This is a genomic window from Oscillochloris sp. ZM17-4 (genome assembly GCF_019599295.1).
In the GTDB taxonomy this organism is placed as follows: Bacteria; Chloroflexota; Chloroflexia; order Chloroflexales; family Chloroflexaceae; genus Oscillochloris.
This window is the reverse complement of the sequence record NZ_JAIEWN010000002.1, coordinates 129,344-149,720: the sequence shown is the minus strand read 5'-3', so window position 1 is coordinate 149,720 and position 20,377 is coordinate 129,344. Positions and strand designations below refer to the sequence as shown.

The following is a 20,377-nucleotide window of genomic DNA, read 5'->3' as shown; positions in this document are numbered from 1 at the left end:
CCCTGAGGCCCTTGGCGCGGTAGTCCCCAGGACGTAACGGCCTCGTATCGTCACAGCTCTGGCTGATCGGTCTATGCTATACTCTGCGCATCCACTTCATCTATGGATGGTACCATAATGCTCTCCACCGCAGACTACATGGCCCAGCCCGCAGTCCCGTCCGATCAGCGGGTGGCCTATGGGCCGCACGCCGACCAGTTCGCCGACCTGTACCTGCCGCCTGGCGGAGGCCCGCACCCTGCCATTATCCTCATCCATGGGGGCTGCTGGCAGGCGCAGTATGGCCTCGCGCCCCTCGGCCCGCTCTGCGCCGCGCTGCGCGAGACGGGTATCGCGGTGTGGAGCCTGGAGTACCGTCGCCTGGGCGGCGGCGGCGGCTGGCCCACCACCTTTCAGGATGTGGCGGCCGGGGCCGATGCCCTACGCGGTGTGGCGGCGGATCACGGGCTCGACCTTGATCGCGTGATCGCCGCCGGGCACTCGGCGGGCGGGCATCTTGCCCTCTGGCTGGCCGCCCGTCAACGCCTGCCGGAGGATAGCCCGCTGGCCCGGCCCGACCCGCTGCCGATCGCTGGTGTCCTCGCCCTGGCTGGCCTGGTCGATCTGGCCGAGGGCGCGGCTCGCGGGCTCTGCGGGGGCGCATGCCTGGAGCTCGTCGGCGGACAGGGTGAGAGCCTGCGGGCGCGCTACGCCGAAGCCTCTCCGGCTGCGCTGCACCCGCTCGCCGTCCGCCAGCGCCACATCGTTGGCGCCGAGGATACGATCGTGCCGCCGGACTACCTCCAGGCCTGTGTGGGCCGGGCCGCAGCCACGGGGGACGATGTGCGCCTTGAGGTGCTGCCCGACGCCGGTCACTTCGAGCTGGTGACGCCTGACAGCCATGCCTGGCCCCATGTCCGCCAGGCCATCGTCGAGCTGCTGCCGATAGCCGATAGCCAATACAAGAGGAACCCATGAGACACCGCTACTATTCAGCATTCAGCATTCAGCATTCAGCATTCGCCCTGCTCACCTTGCTCGCCCTGCTCGCTCTGGCGCTGTTCATCGCCCCTGCTGCCACATCGGCCCAGAGCACATCCACCGTCACGGGGGTCATCTTCCTGAGCGACGCCGGCGTGCTGCCCAGCACCGCCATCGTCACGATCCAGCTGGCCGATGTGACCGAGCCCGGCGTGGTGGCGTCAGTCACCACCGAGCGCATCTTCAGCACCGGCGGGGCGCAGTCGCCCTTCTCGTTCACCCTGCCCTACAACCCCGAGCAGATCAACCCGGCCCGTCGCTACAGGATCCAGGGGAATATTCGCGTGGCCGGGCAGACCCTCTACAGCACGGCGGTTCCCTACTCGGTGATCACCTTCGGCAGCCCCACGAGCAACCTCCAGATCACTATGGCGAAGGTGGCGACCGGCGGGCTGCCCCAGTCGAGCGGGGGGGCGCAGCCCCTGCTGCTCGCCGGCACGCTGCTGCTCGCCGGCCTTGGCACGATGGCGATCCGTCGGCGGCTTGGCCTGGCGCGTGGCGCTGTCTAATCCCAGGAGCCAGGAGACACGAAAGGGGCGCGGAGGGTATCCTCCGCGCCCCTTTCGTGCTGGTCAGCAAATGCAGATCTTACGGCGAGACGGTGTGCAGGCCGAACTTCTGGGCGACCTCGGGGGTGATCAGGCCGAGCAGAGCGTAGCCCAGGCCGGCGATCACAACGCCCAGGACCAGGAAGCCGATGCCGAGCGCGATCGCGGCGTACGAGGCACCAAGGGCCATCGCTGAGAGGCTGAGCGAGGTGACCAGTCCGGCCGCAGTCAGCTGGGTGTTGCGGGCGCCGTTGGCGACCGGAGCACCGTTGGCGTCCTTCAGGGCCGCATCGGCGCTATTGGTGCCGGCCGGGTCGCCGCCCTCAACCGCGAAGCGGCCCATCTGGGCGTAGGTCAGGCCGTTGCCGCTCGCCGCAGCGTGGTGCTGGATGATCTCAGACATGCTCAGGGCGGTAGCGATGCCGTTGACCGGCGCGTTGGGGATCGAGGCGTCCTCGGGCGTGACGATCGCCTGGGCGTTCAGCTGTGCGTGGACGAAGTTCGAGATGTAGAACCCGGCGCCTGCCGCGACTGCGCCCGAAAGTACGAAGGCGATACCCACCACGATCACCATTCTCGGGAAGAGCTTGAGCGAATTCATCTTGGCCTCCTTAACGGTTACGGCTCGTGCTCGCGAACCGTTTCTATGTGACGAAAGATACCAGAAATGGTATTCTTTGTGAGAAACGTATTAACAACTCTACGTTGTCACATGATCGCATCAGGTTGCGCTGAGTGAAGATCGTTACTACACGGTAACTATTCGAGCGGATCGGCGCTGAACTGGTCGTGGACCTCCTGGAGCTGCACGTCGCGGTACGAGGCGTAGTAGCTCCGTGTGACCTCCACACTGCGGTGGCGCAGAATCTGCGAGACCTCGGCGAGGGCGACGCCCTCGTTGAGCAGGTGGTAGCCGACAAAGTGCCGAAAGCTGTGGGGCGAGGTGGCCCGCAGCAGCTCGGCCTCATCGACCTTGCCCTCCAGGGCCACCTGGTTTGCCAGCGCCTCGGCGGCCCCGTGGACGATCCGCCAGCCGCTAGTGCGGGTGAGGCGCATCCCCGCCGTGCGCCGATCCAACGACTCGAAGAGCGCCGCGCTGGCCGGGGGCCAGCTGCGCGCCTCCAAGTAGCGCCGCAGCGCGCGCTCGGCCGGCCGGCGGATAAACAGCGTCCCCTCGCGGCGGCCCTTCCCGGACACCTTGGCCTGCTGGAGGATGCGCCGGTCGCGGCAGACATCGCCCGCGTCCAGGCTGAGCGCCTCGGAGATGCGCGCGCCGGAGGAGAAGAGCAGGTGGAGCAGCGCCGCGTTGCGCAGCCGGATGAGGAGCAGCCGATCCGTGCGGTCGTCGGCCTCGCTCCTTGGCTTGTCATAATGTGTCACAAGCCGACGCAGATCAGGCGGCGTGGGTGCCACCGGGTCGGGCAGACGCGGCAGGGCGCGCACGATCTCGGCATGGATAGCGGCCGCGCGGAACGGCAGGGCGTCGAACGAGTCCGCCAGGGCCAAGAAGCCGAGCAGCGGGCGCACATAGGCGTGGATAGTGCGCGGCGAGAGCCGCTCGACCTCCTGGCCGGCCTCGATGGCCTGCTGCGCGCGCTGCGAGAGATCATAGGTGCGCCGACGCAGGCTGCGGGCATAGGTGAGGAGATCATCAAGCTGGAGATCGCCGAGGCAGCTGCGGCCCTGGCGCGTCGCCCAGCGGACAAACAGAGTCAGGGCGAGCTGGTAGGTCTCGATCGTGCGCTGGGCGTGGTGGCGCTGCTCCTCGCGCACGCGCCGCTCCTCGTCGTCGAGGTCGTCCGCATCCTGGTCAAGGTCGAGCCCGGCGCTCTCCAGCCGCGCCGTCCAGATCATCCCCGCCCGATCAAGGGGGGTCGTCGGCTCCATGCGCTCCTCGGATACGGTCATGTCGCGCCTCGCTCGGTATTCGCGTAAGTTGACATAAAAATTTATTTATAAAAAAAGGACGCAGCACGTCGTTATGGGGCGCGCATGAGGAGGGACGCAGCGCGCTGCGTCCCTCCTCATGCGCGTGTACACGATGTACACTGACCGCCGCCGCGCCCCAGGAGTATAGCAAATTCCATCTGTATGTGCAACATATTGGATGCTAGGTTACACATAGCATCTGGGGATGCGAATGGGCGTCTGGAACACGAATGGGCGCGAATGGCGCGAACACAGGACGTTTACGGCATCGGATGGGGCATTTCATATCCACGCACAAGGCAGTAGCACAAGCCTTTCTCCGTGATGTATAATGATAACGCACTGCGGCATTCACATCCGCCCCCTTCGTGTTCACGTCCTTCGCCCGGCTTCGCGCCCTTCGTTTTCCAGACGCCCGGCTTCGCGAGATGCTATGACAGCAGCCATCCAAACCGAGGGCCTGACCAAGCGCTACGGCGCGCGCGTCGCCGTCGATGGGCTCAGCCTCACTGTCGCGCGCGGCGAGGTCTTTGGGCTGCTTGGCCCCAATGGGGCTGGGAAGACGACGACGATTGCGATGCTGCTCGGCCTGGTCGCGCCGAGCGCGGGGCGGGCCAGCCTGCTCGGCCATGAGCTTGGGCGCGGCCCATCCCTCGCCCTGCGCCAGGTCGGCGCGATGATCGAGTCGCCCGCCCTGTATCCGTACCTGAGCGGTTATGACAACCTGCGCGTCCTCGCGCGGGCCGGCGGCCTGCCCGAGGCACGCGTCCCCCAGGTGATCCAGACGGTCGGGCTGGCCGAGCGCGCCCACGACAAGGCCCGCGCCTACTCGCAGGGCATGCGCCAGCGCCTCGCCATCGCCGCCGCGCTGCTGCCTGACCCCGAGCTGATCATCCTCGACGAGCCGACGAATGGCCTCGACCCGGCCGGCACGGTTGAGATCCGCGACCTGATCCGTGACCTAGCCGCGGGCGGGCGCACGATCCTCCTGTGCAGCCATATGCTTCACGAGGTTGAGCAGCTCTGCGGGCGGGTGGCTATCCTGAAGGAGGGCCGCCTGATCGCCCAGGGCGCGGTGGACGAGCTGCTGCGCCGCGACTCGGGCATCCGCCTGCGCGTCGAGGGCGATCCGGGCCGGGCAATCGCGCTGATCCGTGAGCTGCCCTGGGTCCATGCGGTGCGCGCCGAGGGCGGCCTGCTGCTGATCGATGCGCCGGCGGCGCGGGTGGCCGAGCTGAACGGCTACCTGGCCCGCAATGAGGTGGCCGTGGCCGAGATCGGCGCCCGCGAGCGCTCTCTGGAGTCCTTCTTCCTTGAGGTGACCGGTGATCGCTGACCTCTCTAATCTGATAGCCGCCGAGTGGCTCAAGCTCAGCCGGCGGCCGCTGGCCTGGGGGCTGCTCGCCGCCTTCCTTGGCCTGATGCTGCTCTACTTGTCCACATGGGCGCTGATCGTCGCGCTCCACGAGGGCGCGCTGAGCGGCGGCATAACACGATTTGAGGTGCTCAGCGATGTGCAGATCGCCGAGCTGAAGCGGCAGCTCAGCTTCCCTGGTGTCTTCGGGGCGGTGCTCGGGCAGGTGAACAGCACCGGCGGGATCTGTGCGATCATCCTGGCCGCCGGGTTCCTGGGCAGCGACTATAGCTGGGGCACCCTGCGCATCCTGCTCATCCGCGCGCCACACCGTGGGGCCTACCTGCTGGCCAAGCTCGTCACACTCCTGCTCGGCCTCCTGTCCGCGATTGCCCTGGCCCTGCTGATCGGCGTGTTGCTCGCCATGGTCTGCGCGGCGACGCTGGGCCTGCCGATGCAGCTCGCCGCCCGCGATCTGCTGGCGCTGCCCCTCGGCGTTGCGCGCGCGCTGTTTGTGATGCTACCTTATGTCATGCTGACAATGGCTAGCGCGATCTTGGGGCGCTCAGTGCTGGCCGGGGTCGGCGGTGGACTGATCTTCCTGACCCTGGACATCAGCGCCGGCTCGATCAACACCCTCGGGGACGTCAACCCGCTGGTGCGGCTGCTGGTCAACCTGCTGCTCCAGCCAAATATCAACACGCTGGTGGTGCTGAACGGCCAGCTCTTCGGCCTGGATCAGTCGGTGCTGGCCAGCAGCCTCGACCTGAGCCAGCTGCCCTCGCCGATGCAGGCCACCCTGGTGGTTGCGGCGGGCGCAGCAGCAGCCGCGCCCGACGGGCTAGGGACTCCGTAAGGGCGCAGCAGCAGCCGCGCCCGGATGCATTGTCAATATGTGCATAACCGGCAGCGCGGCTGCTGCTGCGCCCCAACAGGGAGATTGGTATTATGTCAACTCTAATAACCCTCGACACCACCGCCCTCGACCGCGATCTGCGCGCGCTCCAGCAGCAGAAGCAGATCTGGGAGCTGCTGCCGGTGGGGCAGAAGATTGACCTGCTGCTCCAGACACGTCACCTGATGGGCGTCCACGCCGAGGAGTGGGTGCGCCGCTCGGCGGAGGCGAAGGGGCTCGCCCCGAACTCGCCCTGGGTCGGCGAGGAGTGGGTGACCGGGCCGTGGGCGATCGCCGAGGTGATCAACGGCTATATCGAGACCTTGCACGCCCTGGAGAAGGGCCACCTGCCGCACCTCTCACACATCCACACCCGGCCGGGCGGACAGGTGGTCGCCCAGGTCTTCCCGCGCACGATCTACGACCGGCTGCTGCTCAACGGCATCAGCGCCGAGGTCTGGATGCAACCGGAGGTGACGGAGGAGACCATCTACAGCGAGATGGCGTCGCTCTACCGGGAGCCGGACCCCGAGGGCGTGGTCGTCCTGGTGTTGGGGGCGGGCAACGTCAACAGCATCCCCCCGCTGGACGTGCTCTACCACATGATCGTGCGCGGCCACGTGGTGATGCTGAAGATGAACCCGGTGAACGACTACCTCGAACCGCTGATCGCGGCGGTCTTCGCCCCCTTCATCCGCTTCGGCTTTCTGCGGGTGATCTCGGGCGGCGCCGAGGTGGGCGAGTACCTGACGCACCACCCGGATGTCGATGAGATCCACCTGACCGGGAGCGCCCGCACGCACGACGCGATCTTCTTTGGGTCGGGCCCCGAGGGCGCGGCGCGGCGGGCGCGTAACGAGTCGCTGATCAACAAGCCGGTGACGAGCGAGCTGGGCGGGGTGGGGCCGCTGATCATCCTGCCAGGGCGCTGGAGCGCCGCCGACATCCGCTACCAGGCCGAGCACGCGGTGACAATGAAGATGCACAACGGCGGCTTCAACTGTGTGGCATGCCAGGTGATGGTGCTGCCTGAGTCTTGGGATCAGCGCGCGGAGTTTATGGCGGCGGTGCGCCAGGTGCTGCGCGAGCTGCCAGCGCGCCACGCCTTCTACCCCGGCGCGGCCCAGCGCCAGCGCGATGTGGTCGCCACGCACGCACACGCTGAGACCTATGGCGACGCCGAGGTGCCGCTCACGCTCATCCCCGACCTGGACCCCAACGGGGACGACTACTGCTTCACCACCGAGTTCTTCGGCACGATGCTGGCGCAGACGAGCCTGCCCGGCGATGACGCCGCGAGCTTCCTGCGCAACGCGGTAGACTTCTGCAACGAGCGGCTGACAGGCACCCTGGGCGCGACGATCATCGCCCACCCGCGCACCCTGCGCGAGCTAGGGCCGGCCTTCGAGCAGGCCCTGGCCGACCTGCGCTACGGCACGATCGGGGTGAACCTCTGGGCCGCCGCGGCCTTCCTGATGCCCGAGGCGACCTGGGGGGCCTATCCGGGGCACACCGAGGACAATATCGGCAGCGGGATTGGGATCGTGCGCAACTCGCTGATGTTCGACCGGCCGCAGAAGACGGTGGCGCGCAGCTCGTTCTACCCCTTCCCGCGCGGCTGGCTCCACGGCGACTTCAACATCTCGCCCAAGCCGCCCTGGTTCGTCACCAACCGCACCGCCGACCGCACCGCCCGCCTGGTGACGGGGGTGGCGATCCGGCCCCAGCTCACCCGCCTGCCGAGGATCTTCGCGCTGGCGCTGCGGGGCTGATCCAGATTGCAGATTGTAGATTGCAGATTGCAGATTACGCGCAAGACAAGGTTTCAGCAGCATAGTCCGACAGCCCGACAGCCCGACAGCCCGACAGCCCGACAGCTTTACAGAAGGCTATGTCGGTTTGAAACTCGTCCAATCTGCAATCTGCAATCTGCAATCTGCAATCTGCAATCTGCAATCGCGCTAGCGCCCGCTCACCAGCGCGGCGGCGGCGCTCAGGCCGGCGACGATCGCGGCCGACTGGGCGGCGGGGGCCAGGAGGTCGCTGTCGGCCTGCTTCTCGGCGATCCCGCGGAAGGCCCAGACCAGCACCAGCGGGAAGGCCGCGTCGCCGCGCAGCACGCCCATGCCCGCGCCGAGGGTCGCGCCCACCCCGATCAGGCCAGCCGTCCAGGTGTCAGGGTCGATGCCCATGCCGTCCCAGCCGGCGTCGTAGAGGGCCACGCTGGCGTTCACGATGGTGGCCACACTGATCCAGCCCAGGTAGACGCTGAAGGGCAGGCGGGCCAGCAGGCGCTCGCCGAGCGGCCCCTGGAGCGGCTTGCCCAGGCGCGCGCTGATCGTGGCCAGCGCGAGCAGGATGCCGACCATGGCCCCCATAGTCTGGCGCGGCCGGTTGTAGTGCCAGAGCAGCAGCCAGGCGATGTTGGCCGCGCAACTGAGCACGAAGAGCCAGCCCACCCGGCGCAGGCGCGGGTTCTCGCGCTGGGCCGGCAGTGCCTGGTAGATCGCGTAGCCCATCAGGCCGGTGTAGATCACGCCCCAGATGCCGAACACGTAGCCGGGCGGGGTGATCTTCAGCGGGTAGCGGCCCGAGATCTGGCCGGTGGTCTGCCCGTTCAGCGGGAGCGCGTTGGCGAGGGCGTTGACGCCGAGGGTAGCTGCCAGCGCCGCGACCACCGCCGCCTGGCGGGTGATGTCGCCACTACGCTGATCGTCGGCGATTGCGGTCGGGGCTGTGGGGTTGGACATGGTGAAATTCCTGTATAATATTTATACCGCAGGGAGTTGGGAGTTGGGGGTTGGGAGTTGGGAGTTGGGGGTTGGGATCGCAACTTCAAGCTGTCGATCTGACCTCGCTTGATTAGTCTAGGAATCTGCTCTGCGCTCTGCGCTCTGCGCCCTGCGCCCTGCGCCCTGTGCCCATTTTACAGGAGTTACCACAATTATGCCAACCTGGGGACAGTACCTTGAGGAGCACCAGCCGCGTTTCATGGAGGAGCTGCTGGATTTCCTGCGCATCCCGAGCATCTCGGCGATCTCGGCCCACGCCGGCGACGTGCAGCAGGCCGCCGAGTGGGTGGCCGCCCGCGTGATGGCGGCGGGCATGGAGCACGTGCAGATCCTGCCCACCGGCGGGCACCCGGTCGTCTATGCCGACTGGCTGCACGCCCCCGGCAAGCCCACCGTGCTGATCTACGGCCACTTCGACGTGCAGCCGGTGGACCCGCTCAACCTCTGGACGAAGCCGCCCTTCGAGCCGGACGTGCGCGACGGCAAGGTCTACGCCCGCGGGGCCAGCGACGACAAGGGCAACATGCTCGTGCCCATCCTGGCGGTCGAGGCCATGCTCAAGGGCGCGGGCGCGCTGCCGGTGAACCTGAAGTTCTTCTTCGAGGGCCAGGAGGAGATCGGCAGCCCACAGCTCGGCGAGTTCATCCCACAGCACAAGGAGCTGCTGGCCTGCGACATGGTGCTCAGCTCGGACGGCGGCCAGTGGAGCGAGACCCAGCCGCTCATCCTGGTGGGTCTGCGCGGCGGCTGCGGCGTGCAGATCACGGTGAAGGCGGCCCGCGCCGACCTGCACTCGGGCATGTACGGCGGCATGGTGCAGAACCCCATCCACGCCCTGGCCGCGATCATCGCCTCGATGCACGACGCCGACGGCCACATCTCGGTGGCTGGCTTCTACGACGATGTGCTGCCGCTGAGCGAGCTCGACCGCGAGCGGATCGCCAAGGTGCCCTATGACGAGTCGGCCGAGATCGAGAGCCTGGAGGTGCCTGCGCTCTTCGGCGAGGCCGGCTACACCGCCCGCGAGCAGACCTGGGGCCGGCCGACCCTGGAGGTTAATGGGATCTGGGGCGGCTTCCAGAGCGAGGGGATCAAGACGGTGCTGCCAAGCGAGGCCCACGCCAAGATCACCTGTCGGCTGGTGGCCGACCAGGACCCCTCGCGGGTCGTGGAGTGCCTGCTGGCCCACGTCAAGGCCAACACGCCCCCCGGCGTGACGGCGACGGTGACGCCGCTGGCCTTCCGGGCCTTCCCCTACCTGGTGCCCGAGGAGGAGCCGGGCAACGCGGCGGTGCGCGAGGTGCTGGTGGAGATGTACGGCAAGGAGCCGTTCTACGTGCGCAGCGGCGGCTCCATCCCAGTCTGTAGCCTGTTCCAGCGCCACCTGGGGGCCTACACCGCCAACTTCGCCTTCGGCATCGAGGATGAGGGCGCCCACTCGCCCGATGAGTTCTTCCGGCTCTCCAGCTTCCGCAAGGGCCAGGGAGCCTACTGCACGCTGCTGGAGCGGCTGGGGCGGTAGGTGCTTGTGACACTCCGGGCCAGCTTCGCTGGCCCGGAGTGTCACAAGCGTTATGTCTAGCTGTAAGCATTAGAGAGGCAACCCGCACCCATGATCGACTTCGCCCCCGTCTATGAGCGCACCAAGACCGTGCAAGAGATCGCCGATGGCCTGTCCGTCGCCGACCTGCGCGCGGCCACGACCGAGCTGTTCGACCTGGTGTATGACATGATCGCCGAGTGCGACGACGCCGACGTGACCTTCCAGCCGGTCGACCCGGCGGCCAAGGATGATGCCGCCGCCAGCGCCGACGAGGTAAATATCGCCTGGACCCTGGGCCACGTGATCGTCCACCTGACCGCCAGCTGCGAGGAGTCGGCGGCCCTGGCGGCGGAGGCGGCCCGTGGGGTGGCCTTCCACGGCCGCTCGCGCGCCGAGACGCCCTGGGAGCGCGTGACGACGCTGGCCCAGGTGCGCCAGCGCCTCGCCGAGAGCCACCGCATGTGCCTGGGCTCGCTCGACATGTGGCCGGACAGCCCGCAGCTCGACGCCGCCACTGAGGCCTGGCCGGGCGGCCCGGTGATCGACGCCCGCGGCCGCTACCTGCTCGGCCTACTCCACGCCGACAGCCACCTCGGCCAGATCCGCGATGTGCTCGGGCAGGCTCAGGCGGTGTAGCGGAGGCGTCTATGAATCTCGCAATCCCTCTCGGCGAGTACGCCATCGCCGACTCAGGCGACCTGCTCACCCCGACGCTGCTGATCTACCAGGAGGCCGTCGACGCGAATATCGCCACGACGATCCGGCTGCTCGACGGCAGGCCGGATCGCTGGCGGCCCCACGTGAAGACGGCCAAGCTGGCCTGGGTGATGCAGCGCATGCTCGACCATGGCATCCGCCAGTTCAAGTGCGCCACCACCCGCGAGCTGGAGACGCTCTGCGCCCTCGGCGCGCCCGATGTCCTGCTGGCCTACCCGGTGGTCGGGGCCAACACCCGCCGGGTGGCCGCGCTCGCCGCCGCCTACCCCGGCACCCGCGTCTCAGCGCTGGTCGAGGGCCCCGCGCAGATTGCCCAGTGGCGCGGCGCGCCGGTGTCGCTCTTCATCGACATCAACCCCGGCATGGACCGCACCGGCGTGGGCGCGGACGTGGGGGCGGTGCTAGCCCTGGCGCGCGGCATCGGCGACGCCGGCCTGCCGTTTGCCGGCCTACACTGGTATGACGGGCAGATCGGCTCGGTGCCGCCCGAGGAGCGCGAGTCCGTCGCCCACAGCGGCTACGACCGGCTGCTGAAGATCGCGGCGGGCCTCGGCCGCAGCGGTGCCCCGGCGCCCGAGCTGATCACCTCGGGGACGCCGGCCATGCCCCACGCCCTGACCCACGCCGGCCTCGCCGACGCCGGCATCCCCCACCGCATCTCGCCGGGGACCCCGGTCTATGGCGACACGACCTCGCTTTCCCAGCTGCCGGCCGCGTGGGGCTACCGCCCGGCCGCCCTGGTGCTGGCCGCTGTGGTTAGCCGCCCGCGGCCCAGGCGCATCACCTGCGACGCGGGCAGCAAGAGCGTGGGGGCGGACGCCGGCGTGCCCACCTGCGCCGTGGTCGGCCACCCGGACTGGGAGCCGGCGCGGCCGAGCGAGGAGCACCTGCCGATCAACCTGCCCGCCGGCGCGGAGCCGCCGCCCATCGGCGCGCAGCTCTACCTGCTGCCGCGCCACATCTGCCCGACGATCAACAACTTCGACGCGGCGGCCATCGTCTCTGGGGGGCGCGCCCTGCGCCTTGAGCCGGTGACAGCGCGCGGCCACGAGCCCGGCACGGTGTAGCATAGCGGTGGCCCCCACGGACAGCTTTGCTGTCTGTGGGGGCCAGAATACTTGCGTGACGCCGGGCGGCACCGACACCTCCGCCGCCCAGACCTTCACCATCACCGTCAACTCGGTCAACGATGTCCCCAGCTTCACCGCCGGGTCTGACGTCACCGTGGACGAGGACTCGGGGGCCTACGGGCCGACCGACTGGGCCACTGCCGTCTCGGCTGGCCCGAACAACGAGAGCACCCAGGTGCTCGCCTTCACCGTCACCAACACGAACACCGCCCTCTTCAGCACCCAGCCCGGCCTCAGCGCGGCCGGTGCCCTGAGCTTCACCCCCGCCGCCGACGCCTTCGGCAGCGCCATCGTCAGCGTCACCCTCAAGGATGACGGCGGCACCGCCAACGGCGGCGTCGACACCTCCGCCACCCAGACCTTCACCATCACCGTCAACCCAATCAACGACGCGCCGATCCTCGTCCTCGGCCCCGACGTCACCGTGGATGAGGACTCGGGGGCCTACTCCGCCGCTTGGGCGTCCAGTATTGCGACCGGCCCAGACAACGAGAGCACCCAAACCCTCACCGTGACGGTGAGCAATGACAATAACGCCCTCTTCAGCGCCCAGCCTGACGTGAGCGCCGCCGGCGTGCTGAGCTTCACCCCCACCGCCAACGCCTCCGGTAGCGCCATCGTCAGTATCTCGCTCCAGGATGACGGCGGCACCGCCAACGGCGGCGTCGACAGCCTCGCCACCCAGACCTTCACCATCACCGTCGACCCGGTCAACGACGCGCCAACCTTCACCGGCGGGGTCAACCAGACGGTCCTCGAAGACGCTGTCACACAGACCGTGGCCAACTGGGCGACCGACATCGACCCCGGCGCGCCCAATGAGAGCACCCAGGTGCTGGCCTTCCGCTTCACCGCCAACGACAACACCAACCTGTTCAGCGCTGGCCCGGCCATCGACCCCAGCGGCACCCTGACCTTCACCCCCGCCGCCGACGCCAACGGCGTAGCAAACCTCACCGTCGTGCTAGAGGACAATGGCGGCACCGCCAATGGCGGTGCCAACACCTCCACCGAGGTCAACTTCACCATCACCGTGACTGCGGTCAATGACGCGCCGATCCTCGTCCTCGGCCCCGACGTCACCGTGGATGAGGACTCCGGTGCCTACGCCGCCGCTTGGGCGTCCAGTATTGCGACCGGCCCAGACAACGAGAGCACCCAGACCCTCATCGTGACGGTGAGCAATGACAATAACGCCCTCTTCAGCGCCCAGCCTGACGTGAGCGCCGCCGGCGTGCTCTCATTCACTCCTGCGGCAAACGCCAGCGGCAGCGCCATCGTCAGTATCTCGCTCCAGGACAACGGCGGCACTGCCAACAGCGGCGTCGACAGCCTCGCCACCCAGACCTTCACCATCACCGTCGACCCGGTCAACGACGCCCCCGTCGTCGACACCAACGGCGGGACAGCTGGCATCGACAGCACGGCCGCCTTCACCGAGGGCAGCGGCCCGACCGCCATCACCAGCGCCAGCCTGGCGGTGAGCGACCAGGAAGGCGACTCAATCACCAGCGTGGTGATAATACTGGGAAGCCAGACCATAAGCGAGGTACTCACAGTTGACGTGACGGCAGGCGGCACCATCAGCACCGTCTCGCAGGGCACCGGCTATGACAACGCAACCGGTAAGCTCACGCTCACAAGTACCGGTGCCAGCGCAGCAGATATGGCTGCCGTGCTCCAGACCCTTAAGTACAACGACACCTCGAATAACCCGCTCAGCGCCTCGCGCACGGTGAGCATCGTGGCGACGGACAACGGCACCCCGGGGCCAGCCACCAGCAGCCCGGCGGCTCAGATCGTGATCACGATCACCGCAGTGGATGACCCACCGACGATCGGCACCAACGCCGGCCTGACCGTGACCGAGGGCGGATCTGGCAACATCACCACCAATGAGCTGAGCGCCAGCGACCCGGACACGGCGGATGCGAATCTCGTCTTTACCGTGACCACGCTCCCGACAAACGGCCAGCTGCGCAAGAGCGGCGCGCCCCTGGCGCTGAACGGCACCTTCACCCAGGCCGACATCGCCGGCGGCCGGATCAGCTACGCCCACAACGGCAGCGAGACGACCAGCGACAGCTTCAGGTTCACGCTAAAGGACGCGACCACGACCCTGGGCGAAGCCACATTCGCCATTACGATCACCCCAGTGAACAACGCGCCGGTGCTTACCCTGACCAGCGGGGCGACGCCCTATCTCATGGGGGATCCGGCTGTCGTCATTGACTCCGGGGCGACGGTGAGCGACCGCGACTCGCTGGACTTCGCCGGCGGGCAGCTACGCGTAGTCCTGTCAGCCGGCGGTGGAACGGGCGACATGATCTCGGTGCGCAACCAGGGCAGCGGGGCCGGCCAGATCGGCATCTCCCCCCCATCCATCACCTTCAGCGGCGTCCAGATCGGCACGATCAGCGGGGGCACCTACCCGTCACCGCTCGCGATCACCTTTACCAGTAGCGCCACGCCGGCCGCTGCGCAGGCCCTCGTGCAGAACATCACCTTTAGCAACACGTCTGCCGCGCCAGCGACCGGATCGCGCGCAGCGACCTTCACCGTGAGCGATGGCGACGGGCAGACCAGCGCCCCGGCGAGCAAGATGATCGCGATCAACGCGCCGCCCAGCGCGGCTGATGATACAGCGAACATCACTATCAACAGCGTCGATACGATCATCGATGTCCTGGCCAATGACAGCGACCCCGAGGACGATAGCCTCACCGTCACAGCGGTGACGCAGGGCAGCCACGGCAGTGTGGCGGTCGGCGCTGGCGGGGCCAACGTCACCTACACCCCGGAGGCCGACTACCTCGGGGCCGACAGCTTCACCTATACGATCAGCGATGGGAATGGCGGCACCTCCACCGCTACGGTGCGGGTGACGGTGCTCAAGGCGATGATCTTCCTGCCATTCATCTCCAAGCCTGCATTTGCAGATCTGACGGCCAGCATCAGCGTGAACCCGACGAGCCCGCAGGCCGGGCGCCCAGCGAGCATTGAGGTGACGGTGACAAACCTGGGCGATGCGGCGGCCAGCAACTTCTGGGTCGATTTCTACATTAACCCGAGCCGCGTGCCAGAGGTGAACGACCCCTGGAATGAGATTCGCGGCCCGCTCAGCCCATCCTTTGGGCTGGCATGGTACTATACGGGTACGCTCGCTCCTGGGCAGAGCATCGTGCTTAATAGCTCCCCAGAGAGCGCGAGCAACCCGAACGGCTTCAAGGTAGACGCCAGCACATGGCCGGGGTACTTTACCAACGGCACGACGAAGCTCTATGCGATCGTCGATAGCTGGAACCGCGATGCGAGCGGCACATATCGCAACCCGAGCGGCGCCATTGACGAGCGCGATGAGACGAATAACCGCGCAGAGCTGGACATCACTGTCACCCTTGGTGTGCTGCCGACGCAGACGCGCCCGCAAACCACCAACCAAGCATTTCCACGCAACTGACGGCAATACGAGGCGCACGTCCTGGTGGTTGTTGGCTAGGCACCGCTTAACAACCACCAGGACTCTGGCCATTAAAGAAGGAACGTCCCATGCGAAGACAGATGAGCAGCTTTGCCCTGATGGTCTGCGGCATCATCGCGATGGTTGGCGGCTTCACTATGCTGCCGTCGCCCGCCGCCGTATCGGCACAGGCCACACAACCTTCACCTCGCCCGACACTCCAGCCAACACCTGACTTCAATCAGCGCGATAGCAAGCCGACGGCCGTTATCCCCGGGCGTCTGACCGGGACGATCATCGACCTACGTACCGGAGCGCCGGCAGCAGGCATCGCGGTCGTCGTCGGCGGACAGACGGTCTATAGCGACTCAAATGGCAACTACGATATCTGGCTGACCTCCGGGTACTACCGGCTTGAGCTAGAGCCCACGAGCAGCCAGGGCACGTCGATCCAGCCAGCGCAGGCGATCGCCGTAGGCCCGGGCGATACGGTGGTCATACACCTCTTCTTCACCAGCCCCGCTCCCACAGAGGGCATTGAGGCGGTCGTACCGCCCGTGATCGAGCCGACCCCAACCGCCGCGCCGCAAGTAGCACTCCCGCCGAGCCTGCCGGATACGTCTGTGGCGCACAGCGTGGCCGTGGCCACGCCCGCCGAAAGCCTAAGCGCGCCGGAGAGCCTGCCGAACACTGCCGCAACCGCAGGGCTGGGCAATCCCGGCACGTGGATCCTTGTCGGCGCGCTCCTGCTCGGTGTGGGTCTGGTGATCCAGCTCGCCCCGCGCCCGCGCCGGCGCCTAGCCACGGCCCGCCGCTCCAGGGCCTCGATAGCGCGACGCACCACAGATGACGATACCATGCTGGCTGATCTGCTCGACGGCGACATCTCCTAGATCGCAGGGGAGAGACGCCCGCATCGAATGAACAAGGCGCCCGTCAGCGAGACCTCGCTGACGGGCGCCTTGTTCATTCGCACCTACGCATCATCGCGGGCGTTCACCAGCGCACCGTCACCGGCGTGCCCATGGGCGCCCACGCGTAGAGCCAGGCCGCCTGCGTGATGCCCACGTTGATGCAGCCATGGCTCAGGCGCGCGCCGGTGCCGAAGCGGTTGTGCCAGTAGGTGCCGTGGATCGCCACCCCGCCAACGATGTACATCACATTGGGCACGTTGGGCACCCGGTAGTACTCGCCGCCCAGCGTGCCCTGCATCGTCTGTGACTTCAGCTTGGCGTAAACGGCGAAGGTGCCTACCGGCGTATTGAAGCCGTCGCGGCCGGTGGAGACCGGAGCGTCATAGACCATAGCGTCGCCCTCATAGGCGTAGAGCCACTGGTCGCTCAGGTCGACGATGATGTATCTGCCGCCCCGAGCCGCAGGCGCGGGCGCGGCGGGCTTGGCGGCGACCGCAGGCTTCGCAGCGGGCGCGGCGGGCTTGGCGGTGGCCGCAGGCTTCGCGGCGGGCGCGGGCGCGGCGGGCGCGGGCGCGGGCAGGGGCAGGGGCAGGGGCAGCCCATCATCGCCGACGGACAGCGCGCCCTGCGGGTCGGCGGGGGCAGTGGCGATGCCGCGCAGCCGAGCCAGATCACGGCCGAGGGCGCTGATCTGCACGGCCCAGGTGGAGTCGGCGGACAGCGGGTGGTACTCCAGGCGAGCGCGCTCGAAGTACTGCACCTGAAGCAGCTCCGGGCCGACATACTCCCAGGCTGGCGCGCTGATCGGGAAGCCGAAGGCATCCATGCCGCCGTTGGCCTCCCAGAAGGCGCGGAACGGCTCGCCGAGGGCGTGGCCCGTCTCGGCGAAGAAGCGCAGGCCGGGCTGATCGGCCAGGCCTGCCGGGGCGGCGAAGCTGCGGAAGAGGGCCGCGCTATACTCAGCACCGAGGCGTCCACGGACGATCGCGTTGTCGTACTCGGGGTGCAGCTCCAGCCGGCCGAGCGCGAAATACTGCACCGTGAGCGCGCCATCGGCGAGGGGCTCGCTGATCGGCGGGCCGAGGGTGAGCGGGCCATTGCTTGAGCGCCAGTAGCTCAGGAAGCCCTGCTCATCGCTCAGGCGGTGGCCCGTCGAGGCGAAAAACAGGGCCGCGCTGTCGGCGCGGGTGCGCTGGGGCACGGCCCACACACCGGCCAGAATCCCCAGGATCAGGCTGGTCAGGCATGCCTGAATGAATCGACGCGATGGCCGGAAGCCCATGGTGCCCCCCTATCTCTAGTATCGGTCATGTGCCTGCATGATCGATTATAGCGATGGCCGGGGGGCTGTCAAGCATTATAGAAGAGGCCATGCCGTAGGGACGGCATGACCCGAGACAGATCGCCGACACCACACGAGCGCGCCGCAGCAGCGCCGGCATTGGTGCGGCGCCCGCGCTGCGCGCAGGGCATCTATGCTACCATAGCGATGGTTGGCAGCGGTATATGACGAGGCAGAGCGAGGAGTATCATGGGCAGCACAGTAAACGCTTCAATTCGGCAGGGCGTGTTCGACCGCGAGCTCGAGGATCGCCTCGTGCGCTATGTGCAGATCGACACCACGGCGGACGAGGCATCGCCGACATCGCCGAGCACCTCCATCCAGTACAACCTCCTCAACCTGCTGGTCGAGGAGCTGCGGTCGATCGGCGCGCAGGATGTGCGGATCACCGACTACGGCGCGGTGCTCGCGAGCATCCCGGCGAACATCCCGGGCGATGCGCCCACGGTGGCGTTTCTGGCCCACGTGGACACCTCGCCGGCCTTCAGCGGCGCCGGGGTCAAGCCCATCGTCCACCGGGCCTACGCCGGCGGCACGATCACCTTCCCGGACAACGCCGAGCTCATGATCTCGCCCGACACATTTCCCTACCTGGCCGCGCGTGTCGGCGATGACATCATCACGGCCAGCGGCACGACGCTGCTCGGTGCCGACGACAAGGCGGGCGTGGCGATCATCATGACCATGGCCCACCACCTGATCGCCAACCCGGCCACGCCCCATGGCCCGATTCGGATCTGCTTCACGCCCGATGAGGAGATCGGCCGTGGCGTCCATGCCCGCCTGCCCGCAGATCTCGCCGCCGACGTGGCCTACACCCTCGACGGCGGTGAGCGCGGCGCGATCGTCTACGAGACATTCTCGGCGGACGCCGCAGCGGTGGCGGTGCAGGGAGTCTCGATCCACCCCGGCCACGCCAAGGGCCAGCTGGTCAACGCGCTGCATCTGGCGGCGAAGATCATCGACACGCTGCCGCAGGCCACGCGCACGCCCGAGACCACCGAGGGCCGCCAGGGGTTCATCCACGTCTATCAGCTCCAGGGCAACGCGGCCGAGGCCAGGATCAGCTTCATCCTGCGGGACTTCGAGCGCGACGAGCTTGAGGCGCACGGCGCGCTGCTCCGGCAGGTCTGCGCGGCCGTGCAGGCCACCGAGCCGCGGGCCCGCATCAGCTGCACGATCACGCCCCAGTACCGCAACATGCGCTACTGGCTGGAGGGCGACATGCGCCCGGTGGATCTTGCGCTGGAGGCCTGCCGCATGATCGGCGTGGAGCCCTTCTCAGAGCCCACCCGCGGCGGCACCGATGGCTCGCGGCTGACCGAGCTCGGTGTGCCGACGCCGAACCTCTTCACCGGCATGCAGGGCATCCACGGGCCGCTGGAGTGGGTGAGCGTGCAGGACATGGCGCGGGCCACTGAGATGTGTATCAAGCTCGCCGAGCTGTGGGGCGCCGCCGGCACCGACGCCGGCGCATAGCTGGTGATGCGGCTGTGCCCGACAGACACCTGCCGCACCATCAGTTTTTTTGTGGGAGAGCGAAGCTCTCCCACACCCTCACGGCGCATCGTGATATCACCAGGTCACGCTCATCATCGAGCAGTTGATGCCGGAGCCGATGCCGAGCAGGCCGACATTGTCGCCGGCCTTCAGGCGGGTCTCGGCGGCCTGGGCCAGGGTGATCGGCACGGCGGCCGGGCCGATGTTGCCGAGCAGCGGGAAGTTGACATGCATCTTCGCCGGGGAGACGCCGAGGGTCTCGGCGATGGCGGCGGTGTGGCGCGCGCTCACCTGGTGCGGGGCGTAGCAGGCGATCTGGTCGTCGCTCCAGCCCGGCAGCTCCTCCTGGGCCACGGCCCAGGTCTGGCGGGCCAGCTTGGTCCCGGCGATCAGCAGGGCGGCGGCGTCAGTCTTCATCGAGTCGGGCATGCCGATGCAGAGCTCGTTATGCTCGGTGGCGGCGAGCGTCACCACGCCGTTAAGCCGGTGGTCGCTGCGGGCCACGCTGCTGTGGGCCAGCACCATCGCCGCGCCGCCCGAGCCCAGGGTGAGCGTGGCGAAGTTGTCGCGGAACTGCTCCATGGTCGTGTCCGGCGACTGAAGCCGGCGCACGGTGGCCATCACCGGGTCCTGCGAGCCCTCGCCATCGACGATCAGGGCGTACTTGATGTCGCCGCTCTCGATCATCATGCCGGCGATGGCCATGCCGTTGAGGAAGCCCAGGCAGGCGTTGCGCACATCGAAGTTGATGCAGCGCGGCGAGAGGCCCAGGTTGCGGTGGACGAAGACCGAGGTCGAGGGCTCCAGGAAGTCCTGGCAGACCGAGGTGTTGATAATGATCCCGATCTCGCCCGGGTCGATCTCGGCGGCGGTGATCGCCTTGCGTCCGGCCAGCGTGGCGGCCTCGCTCGGCCGAGTCCCCTCGTCCCAGAACCGGCGCTCGCGGATCCCCGAGAGCTGCTCCAGGCGGCCCTTTGGCACGCCGAGGCGGCCCATCGTCTCGCCGATCTGATCCTCAAGCCAGTCCGAGGTCACCCGGTGTGGGGCGAGCTCGTATGCCATCGCCGCGATGGCGACATTCTTGAACAGCACACCAACCTCCAGTCGTCAGATTATCTGATACTTCAACTACTGTACCACAGGTGGAGGTTGGAGGTTGGAGGTTGGGGGTTGGGGTGACGGCTCCCAAGCGTAAACGCTTGGGCTTCAAGGGTCTTGCACCCGTGCTGTGCC

The 20,377-nt window shown here is 67.7% G+C and carries 16 protein-coding genes; 11 read left to right on the top strand and 5 right to left on the bottom strand.

Annotated elements, in window-relative coordinates:
- The first annotated feature begins 117 nt into the window (after positions 1-117).
- Positions 118-957: a S9 family peptidase gene (locus tag K2Z83_RS02525; protein WP_220593618.1), complete on the top strand. Its 840-nt coding sequence runs from the start codon at positions 118-120 to the stop codon at positions 955-957.
- Entirely contained in the window at positions 954-1,529 is a 576-nt protein-coding gene (locus K2Z83_RS02520) for a YbaY family lipoprotein (RefSeq protein ID WP_220593617.1), read from the top strand. Before K2Z83_RS02525 ends, K2Z83_RS02520 begins: the two co-directional genes overlap by 4 nt.
- 79 nt (positions 1,530-1,608) lie before the next feature.
- Here the strand turns inward: K2Z83_RS02520 and K2Z83_RS02515 are convergent, their stop codons facing one another.
- Together K2Z83_RS02515 and K2Z83_RS02510 are read right to left on the bottom strand one after the other, a co-directional pair.
- Positions 1,609-2,169, bottom strand: a complete 561-nt coding sequence (locus K2Z83_RS02515; protein WP_220593616.1) for a hypothetical protein — start codon at positions 2,167-2,169, stop codon at positions 1,609-1,611.
- A 158-nt stretch (positions 2,170-2,327) separates the two neighbouring features.
- Positions 2,328-3,476 (bottom strand): tyrosine-type recombinase/integrase, encoded by a 1,149-nt coding sequence (locus K2Z83_RS02510; protein WP_220593615.1) that lies wholly within the window; start codon positions 3,474-3,476, stop codon positions 2,328-2,330.
- A 454-nt stretch (positions 3,477-3,930) separates the two neighbouring features.
- Here K2Z83_RS02510 and K2Z83_RS02505 point away from each other — a divergent pair, with 454 nt between their 5' ends.
- The 3 genes from K2Z83_RS02505 (at position 3,931) to K2Z83_RS02495 (ending at position 7,518) form a co-directional block, all read left to right on the top strand.
- Complete coding sequence (locus K2Z83_RS02505; RefSeq protein WP_220593614.1) at positions 3,931-4,833, top strand: ABC transporter ATP-binding protein; 903 nt, start codon at positions 3,931-3,933, stop codon at positions 4,831-4,833.
- Entirely contained in the window at positions 4,823-5,707 is an 885-nt protein-coding gene (locus tag K2Z83_RS02500) for an ABC transporter permease subunit (protein WP_220593613.1), read from the top strand. Before K2Z83_RS02505 ends, K2Z83_RS02500 begins: the two co-directional genes overlap by 11 nt.
- A 92-nt stretch (positions 5,708-5,799) precedes the next feature.
- On the top strand, positions 5,800-7,518 hold the full coding sequence (locus K2Z83_RS02495) for an aldehyde dehydrogenase family protein (RefSeq protein ID WP_220593612.1): 1,719 nt from the start codon (positions 5,800-5,802) through the stop codon (positions 7,516-7,518).
- Positions 7,519-7,707: 189 nt separating this feature from the next.
- Here the strand turns inward: K2Z83_RS02495 and K2Z83_RS02490 are convergent, their stop codons facing one another.
- Complete coding sequence (locus K2Z83_RS02490; protein ID WP_220593611.1) at positions 7,708-8,496, bottom strand: TspO/MBR family protein; 789 nt, start codon at positions 8,494-8,496, stop codon at positions 7,708-7,710.
- 196 nt (positions 8,497-8,692) lie between these two features.
- Between K2Z83_RS02490 and K2Z83_RS02485 the strand changes: the two genes are divergently transcribed.
- The 5 genes from K2Z83_RS02485 (at position 8,693) to K2Z83_RS02465 (ending at position 16,281) form a co-directional block, all read left to right on the top strand.
- Complete coding sequence (locus K2Z83_RS02485; RefSeq protein WP_220593610.1) at positions 8,693-10,060, top strand: dipeptidase; 1,368 nt, start codon at positions 8,693-8,695, stop codon at positions 10,058-10,060.
- A 90-nt stretch (positions 10,061-10,150) separates the two neighbouring features.
- Positions 10,151-10,717 carry a DinB family protein gene (locus tag K2Z83_RS02480; RefSeq protein ID WP_220593609.1) on the top strand — a complete coding sequence of 189 codons (567 nt, stop codon included), beginning with the start codon at positions 10,151-10,153 and terminating at the stop codon, positions 10,715-10,717.
- Between the two features lie 11 nt (positions 10,718-10,728).
- On the top strand, positions 10,729-11,865 hold the full coding sequence (locus tag K2Z83_RS02475) for an alanine racemase (protein WP_220593608.1): 1,137 nt from the start codon (positions 10,729-10,731) through the stop codon (positions 11,863-11,865).
- Positions 11,866-11,920: 55 nt separating this feature from the next.
- Positions 11,921-15,388 carry an Ig-like domain-containing protein gene (locus tag K2Z83_RS29710; RefSeq protein WP_220593607.1) on the top strand — a complete coding sequence of 1,156 codons (3,468 nt, stop codon included), beginning with the start codon at positions 11,921-11,923 and terminating at the stop codon, positions 15,386-15,388.
- Between the two features lie 89 nt (positions 15,389-15,477).
- Positions 15,478-16,281: a carboxypeptidase-like regulatory domain-containing protein gene (locus K2Z83_RS02465; protein ID WP_220593606.1), complete on the top strand. Its 804-nt coding sequence runs from the start codon at positions 15,478-15,480 to the stop codon at positions 16,279-16,281.
- A 103-nt stretch (positions 16,282-16,384) separates the two neighbouring features.
- On the opposite strand, the gene K2Z83_RS02460 is transcribed toward K2Z83_RS02465, so the two are convergent.
- A complete protein-coding gene (locus K2Z83_RS02460; protein WP_220593605.1) occupies positions 16,385-17,584 on the bottom strand; it encodes a L,D-transpeptidase in 1,200 nt (399 codons plus the stop codon).
- 249 nt (positions 17,585-17,833) lie between these two features.
- On the opposite strand from K2Z83_RS02460, the gene pepT reads away from it, so the two are divergent.
- The gene (gene pepT / locus K2Z83_RS02455; protein ID WP_220593604.1) at positions 17,834-19,123 is read left to right on the top strand and encodes a peptidase T; all 1,290 of its coding nucleotides are present in this window, start codon (positions 17,834-17,836) and stop codon (positions 19,121-19,123) included.
- Between the two features lie 96 nt (positions 19,124-19,219).
- On the opposite strand, the gene K2Z83_RS02450 is transcribed toward pepT, so the two are convergent.
- Positions 19,220-20,236 carry a 3-oxoacyl-ACP synthase III gene (locus tag K2Z83_RS02450; protein WP_220593603.1) on the bottom strand — a complete coding sequence of 339 codons (1,017 nt, stop codon included), beginning with the start codon at positions 20,234-20,236 and terminating at the stop codon, positions 19,220-19,222.
- Positions 20,237-20,377: the final 141 nt, after the last annotated feature.